The sequence below is a fragment of the Maridesulfovibrio sp. genome (assembly GCF_965230075.1).
Classification (GTDB): domain Bacteria; phylum Desulfobacterota; class Desulfovibrionia; order Desulfovibrionales; family Desulfovibrionaceae; genus Maridesulfovibrio.
On the sequence record NZ_OZ245945.1, the window covers coordinates 2239632 to 2258145 of the forward strand.

Genomic DNA, 18514 nt, shown 5'->3' on the forward strand with positions numbered 1-18514 from the left:
ACTCATCGCAACCAAGACCAAAGTGGGGAAATTGCACGATATATTTTCGGATTTTGATCAAAGAATTTCGCTATGCGCTTCAGGGAAAGCCCACAAACATTCCATTGAAATGTTTCAGCTGCCTGTTGCATCTCCAGAAAATGACGACAGGAAGCAGCCAATTGCGCATAGGGGGCGGCCGCATGATCTGACAACTGTGTTACTACTTCAGCGAATTTTGACGATGATTCAGCCCAGCTGGGCCACTCGGAAGCTGTAATTATGGCTTCTTCTTTCATTCTTGCCAGAAGTGCGGAATCAGCGATCAGCATATTAAGGGAATTGAGCGCCCCAACCTTGTCGTTGGTATCTATAACAATTCCATTTTTCCCATTTACGATATATTCTTCAGCTCCTTCAACTTTGTATACGACAGCCGTACCGCCGCAACCGAACATTTCGAGTGGAGGGCCAAACATCCCTTCGACGAGTGATGTTTTGAGCAGGATATCACACGCACTATAGATTGAGGCTACCTCTTTGGCAGAAACATTAGAGAACACCCTGTCCGCGATCGAATGATCCGAAATATCGGCCAGAGTCAAAAGCCAAACTTCTTGGGCATTTGACTGCCGCGCTATGTCCAGAGCTTCCTGCACATTTTTATGCTGAGCATATATATCCCCCTCGATTAAAACTCTTACTCCGGAAACAGGAGGAGCAATCGGAGAGACTTCGGGGTAAAAAATATCATTGTCGAGACCGTTTAAAACAAGCGAGGCATCCCTTCCGTACTGCTGCTTTAAGTGCCGCTGAATCCAAGTTGCCTCTACTATCATGTGTACGGGTAGACAATAGGAGGCGTCGGCCATCAGTTTTTTGAGGATCTGGCTTTCCGGGTATAGCAAGGATTCGACGAGTTGTGAAAAATATGCGTACGTTCTGGCTTTGACCTTGGGCAAGTTGAAGGCGGTCTCCCACCAAGTGGCTATGGCTATATCGAATTCTTCACCTTCGCAGCTTTTGGTTGAAAGGACTTCAAGACTTTCAGCTTTGGGGAACCAATTATAGAAGTCCTTGGAGGGAGATGTGTCACATATTAGGACCACATAATTTCCCAATTCTTGCAAATACACTGCATGGCGCAAGACAACAAGGAGCCCTCCTGACTTTTGAAAAGAATCAATAAGAAACGCACATTTCATTTTTATCCAAATAGCCTCTTTATTTTTCCCAAGAAGCTTTTGTGCTCTGGCTTCAGTGCATTTTTTTTCTTGAGATACAAACGACCGGAGATAGAAGAGAGATCATTCTTATCCCAATCAGTATACCGAGAACGGCTTTTCCTCAAACGAGGCATGAACTCTTCAAGGTATTCATTCTCAGTATACATATTTGTCGAATAATTCAAAACAGTGAATCCGCATTCTTGAGCAATTTTCACCATTTCTTTCGGGCGAGTCCTGTTGCCACATTCTCCGCAACACCTGTTGAACAATCTCTTAAAGTCCTTATCGTTGAATAGCAAAAATTCCAAAGGACGATCAAAATCCTTGTGATCCCGGAAGTCAACCTGATGAAATCCTAGCCCACCTACCCGACTGGCTCGGTTGAGTTGTCTGAATGCCGTAACGGGATCAACAAGATGTTCAAAAACCGCGTTCGAAAAAATGATATCTATCGTATCGTCAGGAATGCCATCGAGTTGTTCAAGCTGTGTTTCGATCGGAGCTATCCGAGAAGATTTATATCCTCCCGTTTTTAATATCTGATCCAACGGCGTAAGATCAAACGACTCGGTGCAAGCCTGCATTTTATCCTTGAGTAAGTGGTAGAATGCAGGGTGGTACCCAGGGTTCCACTTGCTTAGAAATCGATCTGTAACGTAGATTAAATCTGCTCCAAGGCATGCCAGGATGGCCGCTGACCCGAAATTTATGCCAGGCCCGATCTCCATAAGAGTTTTCCCTTTAAGAGATGTAATGCCGGCCTCCTTCACGAGATCCCAATAGCCCAAACCTACAGATAGAGCATACTCGACATCTCCATCCAGATCTTCATGGCTGACTCTCTGCTGGCGGTAGTTAACGGGCTCAGCAGATATGCCGGTATTCCTAAGCGAATATTCCCGTCCATTCATACGGGGGTCTGAATTGTCAGAAGATGAAAATAATAGAGACCCGCACCAATGGGAATGTGCACCATTTCCAACGTTTCTGATAAGCTCATGCAGAGCGTTGACAGGCTGCAAGCCCTGATCTCCTTCGAAAAGTTGATAGGGCGATTCGGGGTTGGAGACGGAGCAGGCTACATCTTCAAGTTCCGGAAGATTTATAATGTAGCAATGCCCATTTTCCTTAGCTATCTTTTTGGGAGGGATTATTATCAATTCTGGGAAACTCATACATGAATTGCGGAAGATGCTCCGGCTTTGTTTGACGTCCACAGCGCAAGAATCAGCAGTGTCCACATCTGATACACCGAACACAGTGCCGGATCTTCCTGTTGTTTGAGATATTGATCCAAGGCGGTTCTATCCATCCAATCCAAGACAGGAGAATTAGGAGCCATGGTTACTTCGCGTGCAAATGCTACCAACTCTTTCGGTTTCCAGAAAGTCATCGGTAATCCGAACCCCATTTTTCTTCTCTCAAGCCACTCGTATGGAATATACTTGGCGGCTACAGCCTTAAGCAGATTTTTCCCAGATCCGTTCGAGTAGCATTCCTCAGGAGAAAGGGATTCCGCAAAATGAGCCAAGTCATAATCCAGTAAAGGGCTTCTTACTTCAAGTGAATGCTGCATAGACATTCTGTCGACTTTTGCCAGCACTGCCCCCGGCAAGTACGTAGCCGCGTCCAACGCTCTCATGCGATGCATTAAGGGCAAGGAGTTATTGTCAAGCCACGGGCTCCATGTTGAAAAATAATCCGAGGTCTCTTGTGGCAACCCTCCCATGAGCTTGGCAACCATTTCAGGAAGATATACAAAAATACGAAACGACATGTACGCCCGAGAAGGACTCCATGGAGCCAGTCCTTTCAGAACCGAAGTATGTTCTTCTTCCAATGTCTGGAAGTAGCGCGAGTAACCTCCGAACAGTTCGTCTCCACCATCTCCAGACAATGCAACTGTAACGTGATTTCTTGCAAATTCGGAAAGCAGCAGGGTTGGAAGGCAACTGGAATCTCCGTTGGGCTCATCCAATGCTTCTGCCACTTGCCTGACAGTAGAGAGGACATCTGGTTTCAGTATTTTTTCTCGGTGCCTAGTGCCAAGATGCTCTGCAACCATCTTGGCATACTGATGCTCCGTTTCATCTGTCCCGTCGAAGCCTATGGCAAAGGTTTCCGGTTTTAGGCCAAGTTCCTTTGTCATAATAGCCACAACAAGCGATGAATCCACACCACCGGAGAGAAAGGCGCCTAACGGGACATCACTCATCAAACGCTGCTCGGTTGCTTTAATAATTAGCTTCCTTAATTGCTCAACTCTCGCAGGGAGAAGGTTTGTCGCATTTTTTTCAGAATAGCGGCCTCTGATTCTTCGAAATTTATTCAGTAGTACTGCTGCAAGCCGAGATTGTGATGGAGTCTGGCGGCTATACATGGGCGGACCAAAGCCCAAAGCAGGGTCGCCACAAAAAAATTCAAAATCAGCATGACGTTCAATGAACGGCTCGATCCTGACTTTTTTGGAGTAGTCTAGCGTGAGGCTTGTTCCTGGGGGCAATTTTTTAGCCCCGTCATAAATAGAGTTTGGTGCTGGAATATATTGAAGTATCAGATACTTAGCGACATTATCGCGAGAAATTGTTGAGTCGAATCCCGGCAAAATAGTAAGCGGGGTTAACTCGGAGGAAAAGGCAAACCATCCTGGGCCTTGCGCATAATAAAGTGGTTTTTTCCCAAAATGATCTCGAGCGAGTAACAGTTTCCTTTCCTTTGTATCCCACGCAGCAAAGGCAAACATGCCTTTAAGGCTATTCACTCCCTCTGCATCCATTTTTTCTTCCATTAAATGGGCAATGCATTCTGAATCTGTACGGGTTTTGAAAATATGTCCTCGTGACTCCAGTTCCTTTCTGAGTTTCAAATGATTATATATTTCACCATTAAATGTAATAATTAGTTCTTCTGTTTCATTCCACATGGGCTGTCTGCCATCTGAACTCAAATCCATAACAGACAATCGCCTGTGAACAAGAACGCACTCTCCTGAGGGATCACACCAAACACCGGCGTCATCGGGACCCCGGTATTTCATCATGTCTCTCATGTTCAAAGCCAAACGTTTCAAGTCTTCAGCAGAAAGAGATCCATCTGTTCCTACTATCCCTGCAATTCCACACACAAAAACCTCACCTACAAAACATTAGCAAATAAATGCTCCATTCGAGCATAGACTGAATAACCGATAAGAAAAATGAATACAGAGCCACAGCCATAAATAACCCACGACCAAGGGTGCATGAAGGCTCCAAAAAAGAATACATCCTGATTGCACCAGATAACATGGCTAAATGGATTGAAAAGAAGAAGTTTTTCGGCAAATCCGGGAAGGGCTGTGGGTACGTATATCATGGGCATAGCAAAAAAATTAGCAGTACAGAAAACCTGAACGATATCCTTTAAGTCTCGAAAAAAAACACCCAATGCAGCGAGCAGGAAGGAAGTGCCGATCATTGCCATCGTCTGAAATAGCAGAACAACTGGGATAAGGCAGTAAGTCCACATAAGAAACTTAAATCTAATAAGTACATATGCCATTAAAAACAAAGTAGAAATCACCTGGCTAAATAGACATGCAAGAGCGGATTTAATAGGTAGCACAGATAGCGGAAATATAACCTGCTTAACTAATCCTGCGCTTGAAGTAACGGCGGTCGGTGCTTTATTTAAGGCTTCACTGAAAGTCAGCCAAGGGATGAGGCCGCATAAAAGAAACACAGAATAATCATAGGGTTCTTCTGCGGTGCCCCCGAGTTGACTGTTAAATACCAGTCCAAAAACAATCATGTACACCAGCATGAGAAAAATTGGATGGCCGACGGCCCAGAAGACTCCCAGGATTTGCCCGGCATACCGATCTGTTATCTCCCTTCGTGCCATCTCTATAAGGAGGTGGCGGTGAGTATACATTTTACTAATTAGCATAATTAAAATCTGTTGTACGGAACCTGATCAAGAAGACAAAGGGAAGAATTGCCCTTTGCTATAGCTTGACAAAATCTCGATAACGCAAATGCGATTGTTGAGAGTTTATATTCTGGACCACAGTCGAACGATCACCTTCCCCCTGAAGGCCGAATCCATGGGAGCGTTCATTTTCCATATAATCAATTACGCCCTGTGTTATCTGATTCTTATCGGTTACCCTCATAGAGATCCCATGAGAAATGGCTGATTTCAGGTTACTCTTTCTTTGAACAGCTTTAAACGGAGGCAATTCAAAACGGTAAAGCTTGGGCACACTTGTCCAACCTGTTTCGTAAAGTGCCCTGTTGTTGGAATCCACGACACAGTCACTGAGAATATGCTGCACATCCTCACAAATGTCGTGAAATATATACCATTCAAGATGATTGTTTCCTGTCAGTTCCTTTCGTGGAAGAGACAGGCTGTAACAAGAAACTCCTTCTTCAAGTAATGCATAGGACAAAGGCTTTCCCCAGTTTCCTTGAATCGAAAAGACTATGGCAGGCCTATTCATTTCTTTAAGGGAATCATGAGGGTCTTGAATTTCAACAGTAATATCAAAAGTGTCACTATAGCGTTCGGCTGCTTGATTATATAACTGCTCCAGTTCGATCAACATGCCTTCTGGGTCAATCCTTTCGAACGCCTTGCATTTGCAGGACTTACCCTTTGCAATAATGTCCTTGGTCTTTTCAAGTGCAACCTTCCATCCCTGAGTTTGTTCTTCAAAATTCTGAAATACGTCCAATCTTTGATGAATGGGATAAACGACAACTGGCGAAAGGTTAACGCCGATGTCATGAGCTACGGCATATTCCATATTTTCAGCTAATTCTGTAAAATTTTTTTTCAGCACAATCATTCCGACACTAAAAATCTTGTCTGGAGCCGAATAGACTTTCAACGCTTCATGGAGATTGGCAAGGCATTTTTCGAAGTTCGCCCCAGTTCGTATTAATTTGAAAGTAGACTCAAAAAAACTGTCAAAGGAGATACTCGCATTAATACGGGGAAAGGCTTCTAATTTTTTTAGGATATCTTTATTCAACATTGTTCCGTTGGTTGTAAAACCAAAGGTAAGATTCGGGTTATCTTTCTTTTTGAACTCCCTTATGAATTTTTGGAAATTCTTGATAACAAACGGTTCACCGCCATGCCAAATGAACTGGTGGAGGTATGGAACTAAGTTAAGAACATCGCCCTCTGTCTCTGGTCCATGTCCCAAACCCAAAAGTCTGACCTGATTCTGGCTGCATGAGGGGCAATCGATATTACAATCGGAAGTTGATATGAAAGTAAGCATCGTGGGCTTGCTCTTAAGCAGAGCGGCCTTTGACCTGAACTCCTGATAGGCGTTGAGTATATTCCTCCCCGATATGCTGTTCCTTACAATGCTGGGGAAAATATATGAGATGTTACCGCAAACGAGTTTGTATTCCCTAAAATTCAACATGGGGTCTGAATTGTCGCTGCTTGAAAAATACAACACACGTCCCCATGGGCAATACAATCCATTTCCAACTTCTCTGATTTTACCGTGCACAACTTCATCATGGAGTTCGATACCATCCTCCCAAAGAGTAATCGGTTCTCCAGTGTCATTCGCTTCATCTAAAATTGATTCAGGAATTTGTGCAGTATAACAAAACCCTTCTTCTTTCTTGTAGGCCAACGGCCACTCGAACGGGGGATAATTATTATTTGCCCACACGTACGCCAGACAATTAGCGCAGGGATGAGTCGCAGGGATATTACCTGAAGCTATGACTCTTCTCAGTTCTACATAGTTAGCGTTATTCCATATCTCCTCAATTGATTGCGTATTGATATTCCCCATAGGCTCGCCACTGTTACCATAGCCACTCCAGTAGCAACATGGGACAACTTCCCCCGTCAAATCGATAATAAGCTGCTGCCAAGGATATGCACAAGGAATACCCTGCAGAGCTTGTTTTCTTGCCCTCAATTTATTTACGGCACGACCTATAAAGGATATCATGATTCGCTTTTTCGTTATTATAACGACTGTTTACTTTTCTCGATCAATTCTTCGTATAGCGATTTTATACTTTTTAACATTCCATCCAAAGAATACTGTTCACTGACAAATGTATGGCCCGCGTGCCCCATAGACTTAGCAAGCTGATCATTTTTCAAGATGGTGACAACTGATTGAGCCATAGTATCTATGTCTCCAATATCACAAACAAAACCTGTTTTTTCATGAATCATCGCTTCCGGTGAACCTCCTGCCTTGGTAGCAACGACAGGCACCTTCAAATATTGCGCCTCCAAAAGGACATTAGGCGTTCCTTCAAACTTCGAAGTTAGTAAAAGCACATTCGAAGACATCATGATTCTATAGATATCTACCCTTCGTCCCAGCAACCGGACAGTGTCTCCCAACCCCATTCGGTCAACCTTTTTGGCAACTTCAGCGTCCATTTCCCCAACTCCGGCAATGCATGCCACTACGTCAGGAATTTCTTGTTTCACCTTGCGGATTGTTTCAAGGAAATCTAGCGGTCTTTTTTCATCGTCTAGACGAAAAGCACCAAGAACCATTGGAGCATCAACGGAAATACCTTCTTCGCTCCGAAACAATTCGGCAGCTTGCGTGTCTGCATGAATATGTTCGAAATCAACCCCATTTCGGATTACTCGGAATAATCCAGGGTCCACGTTGAGCCATTTTGCATAATCTAAAGCCCCGGCATTGGAATTAGCAAGCCATACAAATCGCTCACTTTGTGAAAAAACATTATACCACTCTTTAAAATAAGGTTCGTTAAACCTTGGAAACCATGATGGATTCAAATTTCTAGTGCTTAGTAATATGACAGGGACTTCAGCAAGGTAGCCAGCCAAGCCTCCCATAATATTGGGCTGGTCAAGCCAACAATGCAGAATCTGAGGCCTCCTCTCAATTAATTCGCCATACAGGGAATACACTTGAGAGGCTATTCGAGTCGGGACATGTGGAAGAAATATTGTTTTACCTACATTCCTATGAATAGACATCGACTCGGCTAGCCTTTTAAACGAACTATCTCCCGCCATACTTGAAGAGACGCCGCAACTGCTTAATAAATCGCAATAGTGAGCTGACCGACCATTCAATTCGTAAGTACAAAGAACATCAAGAGCAAGGCCCGTTTTTATGAGAGAGCGAGACACATTACATAGCTGGCGTTCAGCCCCTCCAGGCCCAAGGCCTCCTATATATTGAACTATTTTAATGTCCTTAAATTTGACATCCTCTCTGGCTACAGATTTATCATTGCTGGAAGCAATATCCTGAGCCAACGAAAGAGTTCCGTTTTTTTCTTTAGAAATTAAATCATCGTCAGGCAGCATTCTGCATGCATAGTTATATAGGGGCTTACCTATTTTGTTGTAGCAAAAGGAGTGTATGGGATACGGCAAGTTCTTAGTCAGAAAATGGAGTCCCAACGGAAGCTTTCTAATGAGTTCCTTAGCAACGTTGACTCTTTGCATCGTTTCAAAGTTTACGACAAAATATTGTCTGATTCCCTTGCGAAACCATGAAAGTAACGCTAGCCAATCTGGTTTTCCGGCATCTGGAAGGATATATATTTCACGTATTTTTTTTTCGTTTAGATATGCAGCAGCTCCCTGTGGGAGTAAGAAATTATGCTTTCTCAAACCAGTAGGGAACATCTGAATTTTTTGATCAGGAACTGTCGACACGTTTCCACAACAGGCGACACCTGCGCTGGAAAAATTATTAACGTGTTTATATAACCATTCCAGCGTGTCATCCCCCGTGTAAATGAATATATTTTTGCCCTTTAGATTGTGGGAGGTTGACAACTTCGAAAAAATAATCTGACTTGCCTTATTCATTAAACTTTTCTCACTTCATCACAAAAATAGTCGTAGCACGACCTAAAAAGAGGGCCAATCATAGAAGCTTTGCCCCTTGCTATAAATAAAAACGATTTTACAACTAGGCGGAGGGGGACAACAAAGAGAAAACAAAATGGATTATACTTCCCGGTAATAGTCAGGACTCCCCACATTTCATAGTATTCCCTTTGCGCCTCACTTATCTTTGATACTGTATGACCATGCCGATGATGGATCACGGCTTCTTGGCTCCATTTCAAATTGAATCCTTTACGGCGAGCCCGCAAACAAAAATCTATTTCCTCAAAATATAAGAATAAGTCTTCGTTGAAAAAACCGCACTTCCTGAAAACTTCAGCGCGGACCAGCATGCAGGCCCCATATATGTAGTCCATCCGTGGATCGACTCCAGAGCCAACCTCGTTAATATTTCTCCCCCCAAAACAAGGTTTCACGCGACTCAAAATAGGATTATATCTCCATCCCCCGGCACATTGAATCGTGTCCGGCGAATCAGCAAATACTATAGTCCCCCCAAAAATGCTATAGTCTGATTTTTCTGTAGCATCTTTTAATAAATAATAAAGGCTGTCCTGCTCCACGACAACGTCACTATTGAGAACGAGATAGTAATCAAAATCGGCGTGTTCCGACATTAACCTAAGGGCCACATTGTTCCCGGCGGCATATCCCTTATTACTACCATTTATCACAAGGACGAATCGTTTGGCGGCTATTGACTGTGGTTGTATCTGTTCTCCTTCTGCGACACTCAGCCATTCTTCAGATGCATAATTTTGATTAGCCCAACTCATAAAGTGGTGAATCGAATCATCTTCAGATCCGTTATCGCAAACACAAAGACATATATCGTGTCCTTTTTGTAAAAAACGAGAGTCTTTAGCCGCTGTATGCACTGACTCTAGACAGTCTAATGTTGCTGAATAAGTACAGTAATTCAAAACGATAACGCAAATTTTAGCCACGAACAATCCCAATAGAATGAAGACAAGTTATACGGTCTCTACAACATGACCATAGTTTTAAACATCCACCTACTCCAAAAGTTGAGTGTACACAACAAAGCACCCAAGCCATCCATACCCCCGCAAAGCCGGAGGCTCATCGGATTAAGCTTTTATCAAAAAATAGGCTTTATCCTTCAGAGTAGCTAAAATATCAAAGACTTACGTCCGTACAGACGTAAGCCTTTGATATTTATGGAGCCAATGAGGCGAATTAAACACCCAACCTGCTGGTTACGAATTATCTGACGCGAACTATTCTTAAATAGTATTACGCTCTATCTTAGCATCAATCCAAAATTATTTACTCTAAATATAGAGTATACATTGATTCACCAACTGTATAGCCACCTCCCCTACTCACCTTATACTCACCTTTCTACCCAAGAAAACCGTAGTAAAAGAGAAAAGAACGGGTGTTAACTACCTAAAATAACAGTAACCGAATACGATTCCGTAGCCTCCGGAGCTGAAGGCCACAGGTTCGAATCCTGTATTGCCCGCCAATTATTTCAATAGGTTACAGCAAAAAGGTGAGTAAAATTAACAAATTTTACTCACCTTTTTGCTTTCCTTATATTTCAAGCCTATTCGTGTGAACAGGCTTTTTTTATAATCTTTTAAGGATGTTAGTTTTTCTGCAGGAAATGAGAATGACGCAAAATAATAGACTTCTAGACTCTGCCGATGCTGAGGGTCATAGCTAAAGACCTCGGAAGATTTCAGCCTGAATATAACCGTATCCGTAGAACAAAACTCTCTCCCCCATGAAACATCCCAGCCCATAGACGTTTTCTGTTGAAGCAGCACCTAAATTTGCTATCGCCCACGTCTAAATGGAAGTTTTTTGTGGGGGGAATAACGAAGAAAATGGATAACTCAAAAAAGCCTCACAATGCACTAACGCACTGCGAAACTTGACTTTTTCATGGAGCCAACGATCGGAATTGAACCAACGGCCTGCTGGTTACGAATTGTCTAGCGGGAGATCAAATTTTCCGCCGGGGGTGCCCGTTATCCCTTGATTCATAAGAACCTCTCCCTATTTAAGTCCATTTCCAGAACTGCCGAAAACTAACTATTTCAGTATGCAGATTTGTGTACAGGAAATAAAAAGGAGTGCTCATGTGAAATTGTAGCCTGATTTTACATGAACACTCCCATTTAGTCCTAAATTTCCGGATCACAATCCCACATTCTTCAAATCATCTCCCAGGTATTCCCGTTCGTTTTCACCGAGAATGCCCAGTGAGAGACAAATCAAAGTCCAAAGGTGAACTACCGGAAATCCTGCTCCTGAATGTTCACTGAGATCATGGATCTGCGAATGACAATTATGGCAGGGGGCAATGCAGTAATCCGCCTTGGTGCGCAGAATCTGGTCCAACTTGCGCTTTCCGTAGGCCCTGCGCTGATCGGCAAAACCGGATTGCAGGAATCCGCCACCACCTCCGCAGCAGTAGTTGTTGGATTTGTTCGGCCACATGTCGATGAAATTTTCCTCACCCACAATCGAACGAACCACAAAGCGCAGGTCCTCGGCCACCGGATCACCCAGCGACTTACGCACCAGCTGGCAGGGATCCTGTACCGTGAAAGTTACTCCAAGGTCTTTATTCCAGTCGGAATTAACCGGGAGTTTGCCTTCCCGTATCCAACGGGCATAGAGCCTGATGATGCTTTCCATTTCAAAACTGTGCTCGACATTAAATTTTTCCAGTCCGGCCCGGACTGCGTAAAATTCGTGTCCTCACTCGGTGTTGAGCCAGATTTTGCAGCCCAGCTCCTCCACTGCCGTGGCCTTGTTGCGGACCACGTTTTCCCAGTCTTTATCCTCGGCCAGAAACATACAATAATTTTCAGCGGCCCAGCCTTTTGTGCTGTAGGTCCAATCCGCACCGACTAAATTAAGAATCTTCCACAGCGGGACCATTTCATCCGGTTCGGTGACCGGTTCGCGGGAATTCTGGTTCAGGAAATAGTAGGCACCCTTCTTGTCGATGGGCACTTTAATATCTTCAAATCCGGGCTGGGCTTCGCGGACTTCTTCGGCCACATCCTCGACCACGAACTTGAAATCTTCGCTGGAAGCACCCATGGCGCTGTTGCCCGGAGTCTTCAGGGCCTGTTCACATGAGCCGAGAATGCCTTTGGGGCGCTCCTCCCTTGGCCATGACTGGCGGCAATAATAGACCAGCTGCGGGATATCCACTTCCATGGGACAGGCATAGATACAACGTTTGCACATGGTACATAGCCAGACCCAATTTGTGGATCTAAGCTCCTCTTCCATTCCCATGAGGGCCATGCGCAGGAATTTACGGGGGTCCATGCCTTCCATTCCGGTTGCCGGACACCCGGCGGAACAGGCCCCGCAGGAAAGACACATATTCAGGTTGCCGCCCTCGGGCAGCAGTTCCCTGACCTTATCCACCAGTCCCGACTTTTTCGGTTCAATAAGAAGTGCTGCTTCACCCATGGCGAACTCCTTTTGTGAACTATTTCTATGCAGCTCCGGGAGGATTTCCTCCCGGAGCCATGTTTTAGCTGATACTTATTCAACTGCCTGAGCGGCTATGCATTGGCGGCAACCTTGGTCACCCCACCGCTCTGGTCGTACATCAGGCCGCAGCGCAAATCGAAGTGACGGTTCACACTCATGGCCGGACAAGGTGCATTCAGGGCCACCTGAGTCACAGTGGAACCGAGGAATGCCTTTTCAGGATCCCTTTCCTTGGAGTGGTGGGCCATAATGATCAGGTCTGCCCCTGATTCCTGACTCATGCGCAGGATTTCCATGGGTGCCTTTCCGCTACATACTTCAAAGCCGCTTTCGCCGATACCGTCGATGCGCTTTCCGTATGCCTCTTCCATGCGTGCAAGGGCTTCTTCCCGGCTACCCCCGTTTTCCAGCACATGCATGACCTTCAGGTTGGCCTTGTACTGGCGAGCCATCTGACCGCCGTAGGCAACGGCGCATTCAGCCTGTTCGGAGAAGTCGGTAGCTACAAGGATGTTGCTGAAGAGCGGCTCCGTGCAGACCACTTCCTTATGTACAATCATGACCGGGCAACGGGCCTTCTGGCTGACCCGCTCAAGGGTGCTTCCGGCCATGCCCCACATCTTGGAACGGGTTTCCTCGTATTCCTTGGTGTGCGGTCCCATGACCACGAGGTCGGTATTCTTCTTACGGGCCAAACGCAACAGTTCATTGTGCGGGATACCCGGCACAACCATGATCTGGGATTCAGGAATATCCTTCAGCATTTCACCATAGGCAGAAGTGATCTTTTCCTTGAGTTGGCCGGTTTCACCGGAAGGTTCAAGAGTTTCAATGGAACCCCAGCCCTGAGCCATGCCCGCAACGTGGACAAGGTAGAGATTGGATTCGAACTTACGGGCAAACTCGGCAGCAGCCTTAACTGCATAATCGTCAATTCCGGTCGGGGTTACGCCGACGATGATGTCCTTAAACATGACTCTCTCCCTTGTTGATGTTTTCCCTCGTTGCCTTTGACTCTTTTTCGCCTCCTAAAGCCTTTGCCAGTTTGGTCCAGGCCTTGTCGGCTATCTTCTTTCTGACCTTTGTCGTCACGGTCAGATTCTTTCCCAGTTGCACAGCCCTGTCCTCCAGACCGAAGGCCAGCCCCATAAGCTGGGTCAAATAAAGGACAGGGACAGGTTTGGCTCCCATTTTCTGTGCCTGTGACTGATATGCTTCAAGATTCATCTGGCACAGAGGGCAGACGGTCACGATGGCATCCGCGCCTTCGGCATCCGCAAGAATTTCCGCCACCGCAGGCAGGGCCACTTCCCGGTGTCCCATCATCAAGGATGCTCCGCAGCACTTGTTTCCGTGATCCCATTCATGGATTTCAGCCCCCAACTTATCCAGAATTCCGTTCATGGACGTAGGATTGCGCGGGTCATCAAAGACGGGGTAGGGACGCAGAATCTGGCAGCCGTAATAAGGAGCGACCTTCATCCCCTGAAGCCCATTGAAAACCCTTTGTCCGATTTTCTTTTTTCCAACATCGTTAATGAGCACATCCAATATATGGCGCACTGCAACTCCGCCCGCGTATGTCAATCCTGAAGCGGCCAGCACTTCATTGACTTTTCTGTGCAGACTGCGGTTGCCGATGACCTCCTTGTTGACCTTGAGCAAATTTAAATAGCAGGCCGAACAGGGGGCCAGTACATCAATTCCGCCCATTTCCTTTTCGGCAATAGCCAGATTGCGAGCCGGCAGGGCGTAATTCATCAGTTCGCTGACCGGTTCGGCGGCACTGGCTCCGCAGCAGGTCCAGTCCGGAATTTCCACCAGTTCAACATCCAGAACTTCCATAACCGCACGGGTGGAGATATCGAATTCAACCGCACTTTCAGTTAAAGAGCAGCCGGGATAATATGCGTATCTCATGATAATCCCTCCAATTCACGGGCCTTCTCGAACATGGGCCTTAGTATTGCGCCCTGCCCTCCTCCGGGCATATGCATTTTGCCCTTGCCCATCATCTTCATACCCAACGGAATGAACTGAAACGGCAGGGCCGGGTTGTCCATGCGCTTAAAGAAATAGTTACTCATCATGCCTACTTCCTGTACCCGGCCATGGGCTTCCACATTTTCCATGAAAGCCTTGTAGAAAGCCCCATCCTTCTTTCCCTTGCCGCTCAGCATGGCCAGACGCTTGAGGGAAGCCATGGACGAGGTCAGCGGCAGACCGCGCGGACAACGCAGGGTGCAGGTGTAACAGGCTGAGCACATCCAGTAGGTATGGCTGGCATAAATTTCATCCAGCATGCCGAACTGGACCATCCGCCACATGACCCGGGGGGTAACGTCCATGGCGAACCCGTTGGGGCAAGAGGCGGTACAGGTGCCGCACTGCATGCAGGCCCCCACCATTTCCTTCAAGCGGCCCAATTCAGCCGTGTATTCATGGCCTACCGGACTCCATGTTTCCTTTACAGCTTCGCTCATGACCTTATCTCCTTGTTTCTAGACAGGTTCCTCAAGTGCCGCATCAATCACCGAAAGCATGGGCCCGTCATGAAATCCTGTGAGCACTGTGGCGCTGTTGGGGCAAACCGCCGCGCAGGAACCGCAACCCTGACAAAGGATTTCATCAACCTTGATCTGTCCGAGTTCCAGATCAACCACCCGCGCTCCGTAAGGACAGGCCGCAACACAGGCCTGACAAAGTGAGCACAGGGAATGACGAACAGAGGCGACTATGGTTTCGCGGGCAATGGTTTCAGCGCTCAGTATGCGCAATGCCCGCTGGGCTGCAGCCTTGGACGAGGCCACGGTTTCACCCATACGCCGGGGACCCAGTCCGCATCCGCAGGCGTAGATTCCCTGCTTGAGGAAATCCAGCGGACGCCACTTGAAATCCGCTTCCTGATAAAAACCGTCTTCATTGACTTCCACGCCGAAAACTTCGAGCAGATCTTCCACATCGTTGGGTTCCATACCGCTGGACAGGGACAGAACATCGGCCCTGACAACTATCTTTTCACGAAGAACCGGATCATAAGCGGTGAGAACCGGCCTACCGTCCTCAAATTCCACCTGCGGAGGATCCTCGCGTTCATAGCGGATGAATATGGCTCCGGCCTTGCGGGCCTTGGTGTAGTAAGTCTCAAGGAATCCGGGCATCATGATGTCGCGGTAAAAGACATAGACCGGAAGGTCGGGATTGCGTTCCTTTAAGGCCAGCACATTCTTGACCATTTCCGGGCAGCAGACCTTGCTGCAATAGGTGCGGTCCTTACCCCGGTTGCGCCAGCATTGGATCATGGCAACTGCGGAAAGGGCTCCGGCATCGAGCTTACCCGTGGCAAGCTGTTCCTCAAGGGCCATATGGGTCACAACCGACTTGTGCACGCACATGCCGCTTTCATAGACCTTTCTTTCCTGTGCCCCGGTGGCGAGGATGGTCACCCCGTGCTCAAGAGGGAATACCCCTTGCGGGCTGGCAATGGCCGAGCGGAACCGTCCGGCACTGCCGCGCGAAAGAACAACCCGTGAATCCTTAAGCACCCTGATATTGGGATGCTTTTCCACCTGTTCAATCAACTTTTCCATGTAGTCGCGGGGATTGGAACCGTCGAGCTGGGTATGCAGCCGCATGGCCGTGCCGCCCAGTTCCTCTTCGCTTTCAACCATGCAGACCCCGTAGCCCTGATCGGCAATGGACATGGATGCGGTCATACCCGCCAGTCCGCCGCCCACCACAAGGGCGGAACGGACCACGTCCACCATGACCGGGGGTGAAGTCGGATCCACGCCCTGCAGCCTCGCCACAGCGGTCGCCATGGAAGCGTAAATTTCCTTTTCAGCGTTGGCGCTGTTGTTCTCCTGCACATTGAAAGTCGGGGTATAAATATCCACCACGTCCATAAGCGCGGGATTAAGCCCGATGGTCCGGCCCAGTTCCTTGAGCCGGGGGATGTAGACATAAGGCATGCAGGCACCGATAATGATCCGGTTGGGCTTGAATTCCCCGGCTTCTTTTTCAATGTCCTGCCAGCCCTGTGCGGTGCAGGCTCCGCCCACATTGACGACTTTGCAAACAGAATGGACCCGTTGCATGCGTTCGCTGACCTTTCCAATATCCACACCCTGTTCAAGGGTCGGACAGGAAGTGCACAGGGCAACCAGAGTACGCGGGGGTTCGCGTGAGACATCCGGGTATTCCGGTTCATCGCTGACTTCAATCCCGGCCAGCACATCGTAGGCCTTGATAATCCGGGCGGCGGACTGAGCGGCTGCCCCGGCATGGATAACCGATTCGGCAATATCCTTGGGTTCACCGCAGGCCCCGGCAGCAAAGATACCCACTGCGCTGGTCCGTTCCGGTGAATAGGGCTTGGTATCCACAAAGCCCCATTGGTTCAATTCCAGATCCATGGTCGAGGCCAGCTGCTCTGTACCTCTGGGAGGACGGGCGCCTACAGCCAGCACGACCATGTCGTATTCTTCGCTAAGCAGGTTGCCGTCATCGGCCAGATATTCCACGATGAGTCCCAAACCGTCTTCAGTGGGACAGAGGGTGTGCGGGCGGCTGCGCACAAAACGCACGCCCTTTTCGGCTTCCGCCTTAATGCGGTAACGCTGGTATTCCTTTCCTGAAGTGCGCATATCCATATAAAATATGCTGGTTTCCACTGCACCGCCGGTGACCTTCTTGGCCAGCAAAGCTTCTTTGATGGAGAACATGCAGCAGATTCCGGTACAGAAGTCTGCATTCTTTTTCACATCGCGGGACCCCACGCACTGGACCCAAGCGATCTTTTCAACAGCTTTGTTGTCTCCGGGCCGGAGCAGCCTGCCTCCGGTTGGGCCGGTGCCGCTTAAAAGTCTTTCAAATTCAACAGCGGTGAGCACGCCGGGATGGTCCAGATTCCAGATATCCCCGGATCCCTGTGGATCGTTCTTGGGATCGTAGCAGTCAAAGCCCCCGGCCAGCACCACGGCTCCCACTTGAATTTCTTCACTACTGTCGGACATAATGCGCATAAACAACTTATCCAGCCAGGGAATGAAGCTATTCGACTCAAGAGGAGTGCTAAAATATTCCCGTGCACCTTCCCGGACCAGTGCGTCAGCTTCTTCGCTTCGTTCCTCATCAGTAAGGATAACCACATCCATATCGGGCCGCAGTTCCCGACAACGGGTCAGCACGCGGTCGGCATCCATTTCATCCACATCCAGCCCCAGCAGCACCAGCCGAAATCTGTCCGATTCGGTGATCAGGTCCACAGCTTCGCGTCCGCTGGTGGTGAAAGTAAGGGAAAAATTCTCTTCGCCGAGGCTTTCCTGAATGGTCTGCATCACGCTTTCATCACGGTCCACCACGAGAATATGGAAGTCCTTACGTTCCTCGAACTTGAAATCAATGGCCCCGGTGGGACAGGCTTCATGGCACTTCCAGCAGCGCTGGCAGCTATCAAGGTCCAGCACATAATGGTTGGGAATAGCGTGCGGTACGGGCAGATAGATGGCCGCCCGCTTGGTCAGCCCGGCGTTGAATTCACTGTCCACCCGCACCGGGCAGACCTCGGAACACAGCCCGCAACTCACACACTTGTGCGGATCCACCAGCGGGGAGCGGCGCTTCAGGGTGGCAAAAAACTTACCGGGTTCGCCTTCCAGAGCTTCCACTTCGGTAGAAAGCATGATGTCGATATTATCATGAAAAAGTCCCTTGCGCAGGCAGTACTGGCTGGACGAATCACGGGACATGAGCGGAAGCATCCGGCACATGCCGCAGTGGTCGGTGGGGAACTGGTGATCCAACTGGGCCAGAATCCCGCCGTGATTCGGGCGGCGGTCAATAAGTGCGACCTTGTGACCGGTGACCGCGAGATCAAGCGCAGCCCGGATTCCGCCGATACCGGCTCCAACCACCATTGCTCCGTATTGCTTTCTCAT

Annotated in this window: 12 protein-coding genes; all 12 read right to left on the reverse strand. The window is 47.8% G+C overall.

All coding sequences use genetic code 11. The annotated features are described in order from the left end of the window. Positions 1-2: 2 nt before the first annotated feature. Positions 3-1184: a glycosyltransferase family 4 protein gene (locus ACO05Z_RS10125; protein WP_421902059.1), complete on the reverse strand. Its 1182-nt coding sequence runs from the start codon at positions 1182-1184 to the stop codon at positions 3-5. 2 nt (positions 1185-1186) lie between these two features. After that, positions 1187-2383 carry a class I SAM-dependent methyltransferase gene (locus tag ACO05Z_RS10130; protein ID WP_421902060.1) on the reverse strand — a complete coding sequence of 399 codons (1197 nt, stop codon included), beginning with the start codon at positions 2381-2383 and terminating at the stop codon, positions 1187-1189. Next, on the reverse strand, positions 2380-4332 hold the full coding sequence (locus ACO05Z_RS10135) for an asparagine synthetase B family protein (protein WP_421902061.1): 1953 nt from the start codon (positions 4330-4332) through the stop codon (positions 2380-2382). The genes ACO05Z_RS10130 and ACO05Z_RS10135 overlap by 4 nt, the downstream gene beginning before the upstream one ends. Positions 4333-4343: 11 nt before the next feature. Next, positions 4344-5135: an ABC transporter permease gene (locus tag ACO05Z_RS10140; RefSeq protein WP_421902062.1), complete on the reverse strand. Its 792-nt coding sequence runs from the start codon at positions 5133-5135 to the stop codon at positions 4344-4346. Between the two features lie 58 nt (positions 5136-5193). Then, positions 5194-7176: an SPASM domain-containing protein gene (locus ACO05Z_RS10145; RefSeq protein WP_421902063.1), complete on the reverse strand. Its 1983-nt coding sequence runs from the start codon at positions 7174-7176 to the stop codon at positions 5194-5196. 17 nt (positions 7177-7193) lie between these two features. Continuing rightward, the gene (locus ACO05Z_RS10150; RefSeq protein ID WP_421902064.1) at positions 7194-9044 is read right to left on the reverse strand and encodes a glycosyltransferase; all 1851 of its coding nucleotides are present in this window, start codon (positions 9042-9044) and stop codon (positions 7194-7196) included. Further along, the gene (locus tag ACO05Z_RS10155) at positions 9044-10033 is read right to left on the reverse strand and encodes a glycosyltransferase family 2 protein (protein WP_421902065.1); all 990 of its coding nucleotides are present in this window, start codon (positions 10031-10033) and stop codon (positions 9044-9046) included. Before ACO05Z_RS10155 ends, ACO05Z_RS10150 begins: the two co-directional genes overlap by 1 nt. A 1222-nt stretch (positions 10034-11255) precedes the next feature. Further along, the gene (locus ACO05Z_RS10160; RefSeq protein ID WP_421902066.1) at positions 11256-12551 is read right to left on the reverse strand and encodes a (Fe-S)-binding protein; all 1296 of its coding nucleotides are present in this window, start codon (positions 12549-12551) and stop codon (positions 11256-11258) included. 95 nt (positions 12552-12646) lie between these two features. Continuing rightward, complete coding sequence (locus tag ACO05Z_RS10165; protein ID WP_421902067.1) at positions 12647-13549, reverse strand: universal stress protein; 903 nt, start codon at positions 13547-13549, stop codon at positions 12647-12649. After that, complete coding sequence (locus ACO05Z_RS10170; RefSeq protein ID WP_421902068.1) at positions 13542-14495, reverse strand: CoB--CoM heterodisulfide reductase iron-sulfur subunit B family protein; 954 nt, start codon at positions 14493-14495, stop codon at positions 13542-13544. Before ACO05Z_RS10170 ends, ACO05Z_RS10165 begins: the two co-directional genes overlap by 8 nt. Next, the gene (locus tag ACO05Z_RS10175) at positions 14492-15058 is read right to left on the reverse strand and encodes a 4Fe-4S dicluster domain-containing protein (protein WP_421902069.1); all 567 of its coding nucleotides are present in this window, start codon (positions 15056-15058) and stop codon (positions 14492-14494) included. Before ACO05Z_RS10175 ends, ACO05Z_RS10170 begins: the two co-directional genes overlap by 4 nt. Positions 15059-15076: 18 nt before the next feature. Continuing rightward, positions 15077-18514, reverse strand: coding sequence for an FAD-dependent oxidoreductase (locus tag ACO05Z_RS10180; protein WP_421902070.1), 3438 nt, complete (start codon positions 18512-18514; stop codon positions 15077-15079).

What these genes read in the sequence shown, in the direction of transcription:
- ACO05Z_RS10125 (WP_421902059.1), bottom strand. Translation starts at nt 1,184, where the DNA reads ATGAAATGTGCGTTTCTTATTGATTCTTTTCAAAAGTCAGGAGGGCTC.
- ACO05Z_RS10130 (WP_421902060.1), bottom strand. Translation starts at nt 2,383, where the DNA reads ATGAGTTTCCCAGAATTGATAATAATCCCTCCCAAAAAGATAGCTAAG.
- ACO05Z_RS10140 (WP_421902062.1), bottom strand. Translation starts at nt 5,135, where the DNA reads ATGCTAATTAGTAAAATGTATACTCACCGCCACCTCCTTATAGAGATG.
- ACO05Z_RS10145 (WP_421902063.1), bottom strand. Translation starts at nt 7,176, where the DNA reads ATGATATCCTTTATAGGTCGTGCCGTAAATAAATTGAGGGCAAGAAAA.
- ACO05Z_RS10150 (WP_421902064.1), bottom strand. Translation starts at nt 9,044, where the DNA reads ATGAATAAGGCAAGTCAGATTATTTTTTCGAAGTTGTCAACCTCCCAC.
- ACO05Z_RS10165 (WP_421902067.1), bottom strand. Translation starts at nt 13,549, where the DNA reads ATGTTTAAGGACATCATCGTCGGCGTAACCCCGACCGGAATTGACGAT.
- ACO05Z_RS10170 (WP_421902068.1), bottom strand. Translation starts at nt 14,495, where the DNA reads ATGAGATACGCATATTATCCCGGCTGCTCTTTAACTGAAAGTGCGGTT.
- ACO05Z_RS10175 (WP_421902069.1), bottom strand. Translation starts at nt 15,058, where the DNA reads ATGAGCGAAGCTGTAAAGGAAACATGGAGTCCGGTAGGCCATGAATAC.
- ACO05Z_RS10180 (WP_421902070.1), bottom strand. Translation starts at nt 18,514, where the DNA reads ATGAGAAAGCAATACGGAGCAATGGTGGTTGGAGCCGGTATCGGCGGA.